The following is a 12,500-nucleotide window of genomic DNA, read 5'->3' on the forward strand; positions in this document are numbered from 1 at the left end:
ATCAGTGTCCTTCTCTGTTTATCGGCGGAGTGCCGTGCGTATGGAACGTCTCGATCGTCTTCAGCCCCCAGGCCTGGCCTTTCTTGCGCTCGGCCTCGGTCCAGACGACAGGCTCCCAATCCGGCGCCAGGATCAGGCGCGCACCGGAATTGGCGAGCTCCACGCGGTTTCCGGCGGGCTCCCAGACATAGAGGAAAAACGTGCCCTGAATGGCGTGCTTGTGTGGACCCGTTTCGATATGAACGCCGTTTTCGAGGAAGATGTCGGCGGCACGCAAGATGTCCTCGCGCGTATCGGTGGCAAAGGTCACGTGGTGAAGGCGCCCCTTGCCGCCGCCATGCTCTTCCGTGCAGGCAAGATCATAGGTCTTGTTGTTGATGGTGAACCAGCAACCGCCGAGACGTCCGTTGTCGAGCCGGATCATCTCGGTTACCCGGGAGCCGAGACATGTTTCCATGAAGGCGCGAAACTCCGTGACGTCCTCGGCAAGCAGGTTGAGGTGGTCGAGTCTGCGGGGGTGAGCACCGCGCCCATGGAACCGCTGCGCAAGGTTCTTCAGCTTCGGCCTTTCTTCCGGCGGAGGTTCGTAGCGCACCGTGTCCCAGTAGATCTCGAAGACATGTCCGAATGGGTCTTCGAAGCGGAACGCCCTGCCGTGACCGAGATCTCCCTCCACCCAGCCGATGACCTTGTACCTGCTTTCCTCGATCGCCTTCACCCGCCGCATCAAAGCCTCCTTAGAGGATGCGCGATAGGCGATATGACCAACTCCCGTCGTGTCGTGACGGGTGAGCTTCAGCGTGTGGAATTCGTAATCATCCCAAGCTCGCAGATAGGCGGAAGTCTGGTCCTGACCGGAAAGCGTCAGCCCATAGATCCGCATGAAGAAGTCGAGGCTTTCCTCGAACCTGTCGGTGTACATCTCCACATGCGCAAGATGCGCGATGTCGAACGATCGCTCCATTTCAGCCTCCTCCCGGCGAGCTTAAAGTTCGTCGACGGTCCGCGGGAACACGGACTGGAATCCCTCCGCATATTTTGCGGCCCGGCCACCTGCCTGACCACCGGAATTGCGCTGGAAATGGTTGGCTCGGTTTAGAGCGACGCGGGTATAGAATTCCCACAGATGCTCCTGCCCCTCCATGCACTCGATGGCGGCGCGCTTCCTGTCCCAGACCGACGTGATGTCGAGGAAGACATCAGGCTTCCATCCCATCTGCTCGGTCTGGTGCGGTTCGAACAGGTAAAGCTGCGGCGCACCTAGCACTTTCTGGCCAGGATTATGACCCCAGGCCTGAGCGATCATGCGCGCCTCCAGCGCCACCTGCGTCGCATACATGTGGTCGGTGTTGTAAGGGTCATAGTGGGAGTGACTGAGCATGAAAGCGGGCTGCACGGCGCGGATCACATCGACCAGACGGTACTTGTCCTCGTCGCTGAGCCGCAGCGGATAGTCACCGAGATCGAAGGAGACGAGGTCGTGTACGCCGAGCGCCTGCGCCGCCTTTTCGGCCTCCGCCCGGCGCGCCGCCTTCACCTTTTCGAGCGTCATGCCTGGTTCCTTCCAGAGCTTGGCGGACTCGCCACGTTCGCCGAAGGAAAGGCATATGACGGTCACCTCGTAGCCCTTTTGCGCGTGCAGGGCGATTGCGCCGCCGCAGCGCCAGACGAAGTCCGCAGCATGCGCGCTGATGACGAGAGCCGTTTTCTTGTCAGCCATGGATATCCTCCTTGTCGGCTTCCCTTCTCGCTCCGAAAGGGCATCACCGCCAATTTGGAGTCGGGTCCAGGTCATAAGTTTTTGCTATAATGGCTGTCTAAAGCCGGCGGCCTCTGGCAAGATCAAACTCGCGCGGAGTGCCGGTTTCTTCGCCTTCGCGAATGGTATGGGGAGGAGGAGAAATGGTGCGGATCGCGCTGCTGGGCTTCGGCGAAGCCGGACAAGCATTCACGGCCGGATGGAAGGAGTTGCCCCAATCGCCGGCAGAAGGCCTCGCCATCTACGATGTCAAGATCGACAATCCATCCGAGCGTGAAAATCTGCAGCGGGCCTGCGCACGGCTCGAGGTTTTCTGCGCGAGCGATGTCGCGCAGGCCCTCTCGGGAAGAGGCGCGATCTTTAGCCTCGTCACCGCCGACCGGGCACTGGAGGCTGCGCAGAATGCAGCATCCGCTATGGAGACAGGCAGCTACTACTTCGACTGCAATTCCTGCGCTCCCTCGACGAAGGCGCGAGCCGCCGAGGTTCTCTCTGCACGGGGCGCGCGCTATGTCGACGTCGCAGTCATGGCGCCGGTCCATCCCGCCCGCCACCGCACTTTGCTCCTCATCGCTGGCAGCCATGCGCAAGAGGCGCTGGTACTGCTCACGGAGCTCGGGATGAATGCCCGTATCGCTGGCAGCGAACCCGGCCAGGCATCCACAATCAAGATGCTGCGCTCGGTGATGATCAAGGGGTTGGAAGCATTGACTGCGGAATGCGTTCTGGCTGCGCGCCGGGCGGGCGTGGAGGACGCCGTTCTTTCGTCCTTGCAGGCTTCCGATCCCGGCATCGACTGGATCAAGCGTTCGGCCTACAACCTGGAACGCATGATGGTGCATGGAACCAGGCGCGCGGCCGAGATGCAGGAGGTTGCAAGGACGCTGCGCGATCTCGGCCTGCCCGACCGGATGACGGCAGCGGCGGCCGATTGGCAGAGACAGATCGCAACACTGTCGCTCAAGGCCGAAGAAGAGCCGCTTGGCGCCCGCGCGGATCGAATCCTTGGTGAGCTTTCATAAATGAACTGGCTCGCCTCCGATAACTCCATCCCGGTTCTACAGCAGAACCTTCGGCATTTAAGGGTTTTTCTGGCCGTGGTGGAGACGGGCTCGGTAACCAGGGCGGCCGAACTTTGCCATGTGTCGCAGCCAGCGGTGACGCAGGCGCTTTCGAAGATCGAGCGGAGCATCGGCATCAGCCTGTTCGACCGCACCACGCAAGGCCTGTTCTCCAACAGGGCGGGCCAGCAGCTTGCGACGCGGGTTAGGCGCGCCTTCGGCTATCTCGATCCCGCGCTGATTGACCTCTCGCCACGGCTTCGCATCACCGCAACCTCGGCACAGCTCCAGGCGCTGGTCGCTGTCCGCGAGGCGGAAAACTTCACCCTCGCCGCACGGCGTCTCGGGCTTGCCCAGCCGACCGTGCATCGGGCTGTCAGCCAGTTGGAGCAGGAGGCCGCGCGCCCGCTTTTCGAACGCACCTCCTACGGCATTGTGGCGACGCGGCCGGCCCAGGCGCTTGCCCAGGCGGCACGGCTGAGTTTCGCTGAACTGGCGCAGGCCGAGGCCGACCTTGCCGACCTCACGCGCGCGGAAGCCGGGCGAATCGTGATCGGCTCGCTGCCGCTTTCGCGCTCCTACATGCTTCCCAAGACAATTTCCCGTTTTCGCAAGCTGAGGCCTAACCTGCCGATCCATATCATGGAGGGACGATATGCCGATCTCCTGCAGGGGCTGCGGCGTGGCGAGATCGACTTCCTTATCGGCGCGCTACGCGATCCCGTGCCCATCGGGGACGTCGAGCAGGAAGAGCTTTTCTCCGATACCGTCGTCATCGTCGCGGGTTTGAACCATCCGCTGGTGGGAAGATCCGATATTACGCTGGACGAACTGGCCTTCTGTCCCTGGATCGTGGCGCAGGCCGGTACTCCGACCAGGAAGCATTTCAACGAGCTGTTCGCTTCCCTGGGAAACCGGGCACCGAGAAGCATCGTGGAGTCCGGTTCGCTGATCCTGATGCGCGAGCTCCTGGACGAGAGCGATCATCTCGGCTGCGTCTCCTATCTTCAGGCCAAGGCGGAAATCGCGCGTGGGCTGATGACGGCATTGGACATCGACCTTAGCCACACGTCGCGTCCGATCGGCCTTACTTTCCGGCACGGATGGATGCCGACCATCGCGCAACAGCAATTCCTGGATCTACTTCGCGACGTCAGGCCCGGGCGGGATCGATAGGCTGGCAAGATCCGCCTATATTTTTTCCGTCTCAGACGCGGCCTGTTCGTCTGCCTTGTCTCCGATCCGTTCTGCCTGCTGAGCAAGGCGCTCGCTCAACATACGCAATTGCTTCTCTTCCAGCTTTTCGATGCCGACGAATTTATTTTGCGCGTGGGTTGCCAGGATCAGTTCATCGAGCTTGGCTTGCAATGCCTTTCCGTCGCGGTTCTGGCTGTTCTGAAGCACGAAGACCATCAGAAAGGTGACGATCGTCGTTCCGGTATTGATCACGAGCTGCCAGGTCTCGGAAAATCCGAAGAACGGCCCGGAGACCGCCCAGATGAGAACGACCACCACTGCGAAGGTAAAGGTGACGGGTTTGCCCGACCGTTCCGCAACCGCGGCGGCAAATCTCGTGAAGAAGTTCAGTCGCGTTTCCATCTTGCATGACTCCAAAAACAGGCGGATGCCAACATTTTGYGAGCCACTAAGGTTCCATCACGCTGGCGCACCCCCTTAACGGCGCCAGTTGGAAACGCTGAACTGTTCGTCGACGTAACGCATCCAGTGTTTGAAATCGCTCAGAAGAAGTGCAAGATCATATCTCCATTCGAGCTTGAGAAGATCCCAGGACATGSCCTGCGAGGCGGAACGCGCGAGAAGCTGATCGCGAAGGCTGCTTATCTTCAGCATCGCCGGAGATCGATCCTCAGGCTCCTGCCAGGGGCCATGCGCATCGAAGGCCGCACGGGATTTCTGAAGCTGTTCGCCGAACCGGTCGAGCTTCATATCCACAGAAGGAAATACATCGCGGATCGTCATTTCGGGATCTCCCTTATGGAGGTAGGCCCGGTCGGGCCACGAGAACCCTCCTTCTTTACAATATATCGTAGCACGATATAAATTCCAAGAGCAGAAGGTGGCTGCAAGAGACCTAAGAGGACCGCCACCCCGAGGTTGAGGCAGCGAGGCAATGATGATCGTCCTGACAGTACTCGCAGCAGCAACCCTGCTGACCGTTGCCAGAGCGCAGAACGCAGCCCCTCTCTTGATATCGGATCACGCACTCGATTGCGGGGCGGCGGTGGACAGGGCAGTTGCGGCGACGAACGGCCATCTTCTTTCGGTACGCCCAAGTGCGGGAGAATGCGTCATCAGTATTTTGAGGCGCGGTGACAGCGGCAGGCCCCATAAGGTCATCATCCGGGTCGATCCTCGCGCTTCTGCGCGCGACGCCGACCAGAACCGTGGCCGCCGCTCCCGTTAGACAACTATTTCGGCGGTTTTCCGCGCAGAACAGTCATTTCTTCGTCACGGATCGAATTGTCCGCATTCAGTACGGCGCGCCACATGCGGTTGCCGAGGCGCAGCGAGAGCCGCCGCGTGCCTTCATCCTCGCCGGTGCCGACCTCCACCGTTCCCCGGATAAGACCGAGCTTCATGTAACGGTGAAAATCCCGCTCCGAGAGACCGAAGCGATCACCCAATTCGGCTCCGTCGAGAATGAAATCTCCGTTCGGTTGAAATTCGACAATCATGGATCAAGCCGGCACTTTTCTGCCCTGCGGCTCGTCGTCCTGCAATCCTGTCAGGAGGTCGATCAATCTCGGTGCCATATCCCGGATTTCGGTAAGATGGATGGCGCTGAGGCGTCGCAGGGCATCCTCCGCCTTGACCGTCAGCTCCAGCGTCTGCCGCCGCTTGTCTTTGGGATCGGACCGGCGGGCCACGTAGCCCGCGGATACTAGTCGTCCCACCAGTTCGGTGGCGGTATGCGGTGCTATCAGCAATCGTTCGGCAAGCAGGCCAATGGTCATCGGATCGTCGCCACGATATCCCCTGATGGCGAGCAGGGCTTGGTGCTGCTGGCCCGGAAGCCCTGCCTCCTGAGCTGCCGAGGTCGAAAAATCCATGAAACGGCGAAGCGTGAAGCGCAAATTGGCAAGCGCCTCATAGTCTGCATCCGAAAGAAAGTCGCTCATACAGCAATCACTTTCCTATTCGACGAACGTCATTATATCGCAATACGATATATCAAGTCAGTGGAATTGCAATTCGATATTGTGACCGAGGGTCCATCTGCCCAGCGACGAGGCGGAGCCTGCTTCTCCGTCGCTATATATTACTATCTTCCTTAGAGTTGCCTGAGCCTCGCAAATCTTTCCGCAAACGTGGCATCGGTGCGATAGAAGACGGGAGGGCTCCCGAGCGGCGCGGCGACCGTGACGTCCGAGCCGCCTTCATATTCCTGCCCGCTCCAGAGATGCACCCATCTCACACCCTCCGGCAAGTAAACGACGCGTTCTTCCTGCGCCGCCTGCCAGACCGGAGCAACCAGAAGTTCCGCCCCGTAGAGATAGCTGTCCTGGATATCGTAGGTCCTCCTATCGCCTTCATGATGCAGGAAGAGCGGCCGCTGTACCGGTAGGCCGCACGCAGCTGCCTCTTTCGATAGCGATTTGAGATAGGGCGCCAGATGCACGTAGATCCGAGTCATGCGCGCGAAATGCTCCAGCACCTCCGGGTCCTGGTCGATCTGGATATTGTCTCGGGGCCGGTTTCCCTCATGGGAGCGCATGACCGGCGTAAACGCCGCCATTTCCGCCCAGCGCATCAGGAGTTCAGGCGTGCGCACGTTGCCGAAGAGGCTCGTATAGCCGCCGATATCCGAGTGATGATAGGCATTGCCGAGCAGGCCGGACGAAAGTGCTGCACATATGACGGTGACCAGCCCGTCATGGCGGGAGAAATCGACGGATTGATCGCCACCCCATAGAAGCGGGCAATGTTTCTGCATGCCGGTAAAGCCGGCCCGCATGAAGAACAGGGCCTCGCCCGTCTTCCCACGGCTCGCCACGGCTTTTGCATTGACTTCGRCCCAAAGCGTCGGCCAGGCGTTGTGCATCAGTTTCGCATCGACACCATTGGCGAGTTCCACATTGATCGGCAGATATTCGCCGAAGTCGGCCATCCAGCCGGAGAGGCCGTAATCCAACATCCGACGGCCGATCACCTCCTCGGCAAACCATTCGCCCGCTTCCGGATTTGTGAAATCCACTACGCCGCAATCGAACTCGCCGAAATCGATGATGGCCGTGCGGCCGACTTCGTCCTTCGCGAAATAACCCGCGGCTTCGGCTTCCGCGAACAAGCCGCCGTCGACACAGAGATAGGGATTGACGTAGCCGAGGAACCGGATCCCATCATCATTGAGTTCGGCGATCTTCTGGCGCAGGTCCGGGTAACGCTGCTCGTTGGCCTGCCAGTTCCAGAAAAGCCGGGAACCGAACGAGGTCTCGCGGATACCGACCCAATCCTCGCACCAGAGGCCGGAGACCTGTACGCCGGCATCCCGCATCTTCTTCAGCCGAATAAAGGAGTTGACACCCTCCTTCAGCCCTATGATCGCGCCTTTGTAGATCCACTCCGGCAGCTCTGGCTGCCGCCCGAAGCGAGTTGAAAGCATCTCGACAAGCTCGATGAAAGTCGGCGCGGTATGGAACTCGATGCACTCCGGCACCGCCCACACCTCGATCTCATGAAAGGTCTTTCGACGAAAATCGAAGACCGAATAGGCGGTCGTCTCCACATGCAGCGCATAGCGCATGGAGGAGATGTAAGTCGGCTGCGGATAGTTGGTGTTGTAGTAGTCGCCGCCCGCCCTGTCCTTGATATTGGATCGGAACGTGATTTCGCTGGTCTTATCGCGGCCGACGCCAGGTTCGGAGGTCCATAGCGGAAAGCGCCGACCGCGCATGTTGAAATAGGACATCTGCTCGCCGCCGCCCCAGACGTGCTCGTCATTATCGGCATGAACCCGGATCCAGAAGCGGTTGATGGACGGGTCAAGGGATCGGAAATGAATGGCGCAATCGGAGACCACGAGTTCCAGCCGGGGCGCCCTTCCCTCCGCATAGGAGAGGCTGATCCCATCCACACGGACCTCGGCATGGCGCAGCGCGCTGCGCTCGACGATGTAATCCTCGACCTCGAAATTGCCGCGATACATGTCCATCCGCTCCTGCCCGTGCCCGACGAACAGGGATGGATGGGATGCGCTGTGTCGCAGGACGACGCGACCTTCGAGCGTAATGGAAAACCCATCGACGGTCTTCTCGACCGTCATCTTCCCGCGCCCGGCCTCCGTGACTGTGGCCGGTTGCAGCGCGTCGCGTGTCAAAACATCCTCCATCGGCATCCCCCATTCACCCCTTTATTCCCCCGGCCGTCAGGCCCGAAACGACACGTTCCTGGAAGATGACGATCAATATCGCGACCGGCACGATACCCACCACGAGTGCGGCGGAAATCACGGGCCAAGGAAAGGCGAACTCGCCCTGATAGAGCTGGATGCCGACCGGCAGTGTGCGTAGGGTGGGATTGGAATTGAAGGAAAGCGCCAGAAGGAATTCGTCCCACGCGTTGACGAAGGCCAGAATTCCCGCCGTGAAGACGCCCGGCGCGCTCAAGGGCACGACCACCTTGAAGAGAGCGCCAAGCCGTGTGCAGCCGTCGATCATCGCGGCGTTTTCCAGGTCCCGCGGGATGCCTTCGAAGAAGGACACCAGAATCAAGGTGCAGACCGGAAGTGAAAGGACCGTATAAGGCAGGATCAGCGCAATCCAGGTATTGAGCAGGTTCAACGCTCTCATGATTTCGAAAAGCGGCACGAGGAGCGTGACAAGCGGGAACGTGGAAACAGCCACGATCACAGACAGGATCAATCCGCGATAACGCAGGTTCAAGCGCGCCAGTGCGTAAGCGGCAAGCACGGAGACCAGCAACGTCAGGCAGGTCGAAAGGAGTGCGACCATGAAACTGTTGAACAGGAAGAGATGCAGCGGCTGGTCGGAAAAAGCCTGCACGTAGTTCGCAAGCGTCGGCGCCTGCGGGAACCAGGTGATCGGCTTTTCAGTCAGTTCGCCCTCGGTCTTGAGCGAGGTGAAGAGAATCCAGAGCGCCGGGAACAGCCCATTGATCAGGAGGATGCCGGCGGCGATAAAACGAAGCGGTTTGCCGGAAAGCAACTGGGCGGGGCTGGAGGAAACGAGAGCGTTCATCTCAAGCCTCCCTCGTCCGGATGACGCGCAGATAGATCGCCGTTACCCCCATCGACAGGATGAACATCACCACGGCCAACGCCGAACCGTAGCCGAGATCGAGAAAGGAAACGGTGTTCTGGTGGATGTACATGGCGAGCGTGGCGGTCGAACTTCCCGGTCCGCCTCCTGTCATCATGTAGGGAATGTCGAAGGTCTGCAGCGCGGTGATGGTGCGGAAGATCAGCGCCACCACGATCGCCGGTTTCAGAAGCGGAAGCGTTATCTCGAAGAACTGTCGCAGCCGTCCCGCCCCGTCCACATCGGCGGCCTCGTAGAGAGACCGCGGTATGGTCTGCAGGCCCGCCAGGATGATCAGCGCCATGAAGGACGAGGTCTTCCAGATAATCGTCAGACAGATCGCCGCAAACGCCCAGTTCGGGGAGTTGAACCATATGACGCCTTCGAAGCCGAGCCGGTTGAGAACATCGTTCACCACGCCGTATTCGTAGTGGAAGAACCACGCGAAGATGAGCCCCGCGAAGGACAGCGGCAGCGCCCAGGGGATCAGAAGCGACAGGCGCACCGGCCATTGCATGGCGAATGGCAGGTTGGCCAGTAGCGCCAGACCGAGGCCGAGAAGCAGAGCGCCTGGAACCGTGATCAGCGTGATCAGCACCGTGTTCCAGGTCGTTTCCCAGAAGACCGGATCATCGAGCATGATCCGGTAGTTTTCGAGGCCGACGAATTCGGCGGGCAGTCCGGAGGTCAGCGAGAGGTTGAAAAAGCTCGTGTAGACGAGCCTTCCGATCGGGTAGACGATGATAAGCGCCAGAAGCACCGCGGCAGGCAGCAGCAGCAGGACCGCCATGGCTCGATCGCTGAGGTCGAGCCACCGGATCCAGACCGGAGAGGGTCTTTCGCTGTCCTTTGCGCTGTCCCTCGCTGATATGCTCAATACTGCCATTCCCGCGTCTTCTTGAAAGAGAACTCTTCGCCGTGCCGGTTCAAAGGGATGGACAGCGTCTCCCATCCCTTCCCCCTGAATATCACCGCAGGATGCGCCTGAGGCGGCTCTCGATCTGCGCCGCGCCGTCCTGCGGCGTCGTGACGCCCGCGAGCACTGCGTTGACCGTCGTGCGGATGACCTCGCTGACCTCGTTGTAGCGGGGCGTGACCGGCCGCGGCTTGGYGGTCTCCACCACCTGCCGGGCATCGGCGAACCAGGGCGCGGCCTTGAGCACATCCGGATCGGCATAAAGGTCGGCGTAAGTCGGCAGCAGCGAGCCGTTGATGGCCATGTACTTCGAGACATCCTTGCTCGAGAGATATTCGACCAGTTTCTTGGCCTCTTCCTGCGACTTGGAATAGGCCGATACGCCGAACTCCCAGCCGCCGAGGCAGGTCGCCTGCTCGCCGCCCTCGATCGCCGGCAGCCTCTCGACGCCGACCTTCCCGGCCACGGCCGATTCCTGCCCCTGAGACTGGGCCCAGGCATAGGACCAATTGACCGCGAAGATGACGTTGCCGGCCTGGAACTCCTTGCGGGTATCGTCGGTGGCGACTTCCGCAATGTTCTTCTTGGCGACGCCCTCATCGACGAAGCTCTTCCACAGGGCGAGCGACTTCTCGGCCGCGTCGCGGTCGAACTCGAGCTTGCCGTTGGAGACGAGGGTCTTGCCCTGGCTCCAATACGGCAGGAGGAAGGTGCAGACAGCTCCCTCGATCGCCTTGCCCTGGAAGGACAGGCCTTGCAGATCCGGGTTGCCCTCGCCCTCGGCGATCTTCTTGGCCGCGGCCTTCAATTCGTCCCAGGTTTTGGGCGGCGTCACGCCGTATTTGTCGAGCAGGTCCTTGCGGTAATAGAGGAACATGGAATCGGCAAAGGCCGGCAGCGCCACGATCTTGCCGTCGACGGTATTCGCCTCGGCATAGGCCGGCAGATAAACGGACATGTCCTTGCCGGTGAACGCGGTCGTCCATCCCGCCGTGGCGAACTGCGCCGGGCGGATCACATCGAGAATGAGCACGTCGAGCGAAGCGTCTTTCGCCGACATGATGGTGTTGAGGTACTGCGCCTGCGCTTCCGATGTGTTGCCGCCGGTCTCAATGGTTACTTTGACGCCCGGTGTCTTGGCCTCGTATTCGTCAAGCGCCTTACGCCAGACCTGCGGTTGGTGCTGGCTGGAGATATAGACCTTGAGTTCGGTATCGGCGATGGCTGGAAGCGCAAGGCCAACTGCGCTTGCCGTAAGCATTGCCCCCATGAATGTCTGAAGCTTCATTTCATCCTCCCGTTTAGACAATCGCGCGGTTCTTATCGTGCCGGCCGCGCCCGGCTTCAATTGATCGCGCGTTGCGAGGCGATGTCGAAAAGGCGTATCTTGGCGGGATCGACCCCGAGCCTGAATTGCGTGCCCGGCTGCGGGCGGAAACTCGGTGGCATGCGCGCCGTCATGGCTTCCTTGCCGATCGTGAAATGAACCAGCGTATCCGAACCCAGCGGCTCGATGACCTGGGCCTCGGCGGAAAGCAAGCCATCCGCGCCATTCGCTGCCGTGAAATGCTCCGGCCGGATGCCGACAATCAGTTCCCGGCCATCGATCGCGCTCGACTTGCCGAGTTCGACCGCCGAAACCGGCAGCGCGGGTCCCTCTGCGAAGACAAGCATGTCGCCCACCACTTTCGCCTTTGCGAAATTCATCGCCGGTGCTCCGACGAAGCCGCCGACGAACATGCTTTGGGGCCGATTGTAGACCTCGTCGGGTGTGCCGACCTGCTCGATATCGCCGCCCCTCAGGATGACGATGCGGTCGGCAAGCGTCATCGCCTCTACCTGGTCGTGAGTGACGTAGATGATCGTCGTGCCGATTGTTTGATGCAGACGCTTAATCTCGGTCCTCACCTGGCCGCGGAGCTTGGCATCGAGGTTGGAGAGCGGCTCGTCGAACAGAAAGACCTGCGGGCGACGCACAATGGCGCGTCCCATGGCGACCCGCTGCCGCTGACCGCCGGAAAGCTGGCCCGGGCGCCTCTCCAAAAGATGGGAAATGCCAAGCATTTCCGCCGCTTCGGCAACGCGAGCGCTTATTTCGGCAGCACTCACGCCGCGCACCTTGAGGCTGAAGCTCATGTTCTCGTGGACGGTCTTATGGGGATAAAGCGCGTAATCCTGGAAGACCATGGCGATGTCGCGCTCGCGCGGCGGCAGCTTGTTCACCACGCGTTCGCCGATACGGACCTCGCCGGCGGTGATCTGCTCCAGCCCCGCCACCATGCGCAAGGTGGTGGACTTGCCGCAGCCGGACGGACCGACCAGCACCACGAATTCGCCATCTGCGATCTCCAGATCGATGCCTTTGACCACTCGCAGCGAGCCGTACTTCTTGTCCAGCTTGCGCAGGCTGACTGAAGCCATCCATTCCTCCTCAACATCCGAAGCCGGCAAGGCCTCGGTGTCCTACCATGCGGGATCATATCGAC

The 12,500-nt window shown here is 60.5% G+C and carries 14 protein-coding genes; 3 read left to right on the forward strand and 11 right to left on the reverse strand.

Going from position 1 to position 12,500, the window contains the following annotated elements:
- Position 1: 1 nt before the first annotated feature.
- Positions 2-964 carry a VOC family protein gene (locus LCM4573_RS20020; protein ID WP_071008134.1) on the reverse strand — a complete coding sequence of 321 codons (963 nt, stop codon included), beginning with the start codon at positions 962-964 and terminating at the stop codon, positions 2-4.
- A 21-nt stretch (positions 965-985) separates the two neighbouring features.
- Positions 986-1,720, reverse strand: coding sequence for a PIG-L deacetylase family protein (locus LCM4573_RS20025; protein ID WP_071008135.1), 735 nt, complete (start codon positions 1,718-1,720; stop codon positions 986-988).
- Between the two features lie 182 nt (positions 1,721-1,902).
- Between LCM4573_RS20025 and LCM4573_RS20030 the strand changes: the two genes are divergently transcribed.
- The gene (locus LCM4573_RS20030; protein ID WP_071008136.1) at positions 1,903-2,781 is read left to right on the forward strand and encodes an NAD(P)-dependent oxidoreductase; all 879 of its coding nucleotides are present in this window, start codon (positions 1,903-1,905) and stop codon (positions 2,779-2,781) included.
- On the forward strand, positions 2,782-3,996 hold the full coding sequence (locus LCM4573_RS20035) for a LysR family transcriptional regulator (protein WP_071008137.1): 1,215 nt from the start codon (positions 2,782-2,784) through the stop codon (positions 3,994-3,996).
- Between the two features lie 15 nt (positions 3,997-4,011).
- Here LCM4573_RS20035 and LCM4573_RS20040 read toward each other — a convergent pair whose 3' ends face one another.
- On the reverse strand, positions 4,012-4,419 hold the full coding sequence (locus tag LCM4573_RS20040; RefSeq protein WP_071008138.1) for a low affinity iron permease family protein: 408 nt from the start codon (positions 4,417-4,419) through the stop codon (positions 4,012-4,014).
- 75 nt (positions 4,420-4,494) lie between these two features.
- Positions 4,495-4,800 carry a hypothetical protein gene (locus tag LCM4573_RS20045; RefSeq protein WP_071008139.1) on the reverse strand — a complete coding sequence of 102 codons (306 nt, stop codon included), beginning with the start codon at positions 4,798-4,800 and terminating at the stop codon, positions 4,495-4,497.
- 151 nt (positions 4,801-4,951) lie between these two features.
- On the opposite strand from LCM4573_RS20045, the gene LCM4573_RS20050 reads away from it, so the two are divergent.
- The gene (locus tag LCM4573_RS20050; RefSeq protein WP_071008140.1) at positions 4,952-5,245 is read left to right on the forward strand and encodes a hypothetical protein; all 294 of its coding nucleotides are present in this window, start codon (positions 4,952-4,954) and stop codon (positions 5,243-5,245) included.
- A 4-nt stretch (positions 5,246-5,249) separates the two neighbouring features.
- On the opposite strand, the gene LCM4573_RS20055 is transcribed toward LCM4573_RS20050, so the two are convergent.
- The 7 genes from LCM4573_RS20055 to LCM4573_RS20085 all read right to left on the reverse strand — a co-directional run bounded on the left by LCM4573_RS20055 (position 5,250) and on the right by LCM4573_RS20085 (position 12,435).
- Entirely contained in the window at positions 5,250-5,516 is a 267-nt protein-coding gene (locus LCM4573_RS20055; RefSeq protein WP_071008141.1) for a DUF6522 family protein, read from the reverse strand.
- A 3-nt stretch (positions 5,517-5,519) separates the two neighbouring features.
- Complete coding sequence (locus tag LCM4573_RS20060) at positions 5,520-5,960, reverse strand: MarR family winged helix-turn-helix transcriptional regulator (RefSeq protein ID WP_071008142.1); 441 nt, start codon at positions 5,958-5,960, stop codon at positions 5,520-5,522.
- 152 nt (positions 5,961-6,112) lie between these two features.
- On the reverse strand, positions 6,113-8,104 hold the full coding sequence (locus LCM4573_RS20065; RefSeq protein WP_071008517.1) for an alpha-glucosidase: 1,992 nt from the start codon (positions 8,102-8,104) through the stop codon (positions 6,113-6,115).
- 79 nt (positions 8,105-8,183) lie between these two features.
- A complete protein-coding gene (locus LCM4573_RS20070) occupies positions 8,184-9,038 on the reverse strand; it encodes a carbohydrate ABC transporter permease (protein WP_071008143.1) in 855 nt (284 codons plus the stop codon).
- Position 9,039: 1 nt separating this feature from the next.
- Positions 9,040-9,984: a carbohydrate ABC transporter permease gene (locus tag LCM4573_RS20075; protein WP_071008144.1), complete on the reverse strand. Its 945-nt coding sequence runs from the start codon at positions 9,982-9,984 to the stop codon at positions 9,040-9,042.
- Positions 9,985-10,066: 82 nt separating this feature from the next.
- A complete protein-coding gene (locus tag LCM4573_RS20080; RefSeq protein ID WP_407071758.1) occupies positions 10,067-11,284 on the reverse strand; it encodes an ABC transporter substrate-binding protein in 1,218 nt (405 codons plus the stop codon).
- Between the two features lie 74 nt (positions 11,285-11,358).
- The gene (locus tag LCM4573_RS20085) at positions 11,359-12,435 is read right to left on the reverse strand and encodes an ABC transporter ATP-binding protein (RefSeq protein ID WP_071008146.1); all 1,077 of its coding nucleotides are present in this window, start codon (positions 12,433-12,435) and stop codon (positions 11,359-11,361) included.
- Positions 12,436-12,500: the final 65 nt, after the last annotated feature.

The sequence above is a fragment of the Rhizobium sp. LCM 4573 genome (assembly GCF_001854865.1).
GTDB lineage: Bacteria > Pseudomonadota > Alphaproteobacteria > Rhizobiales > Rhizobiaceae > Neorhizobium.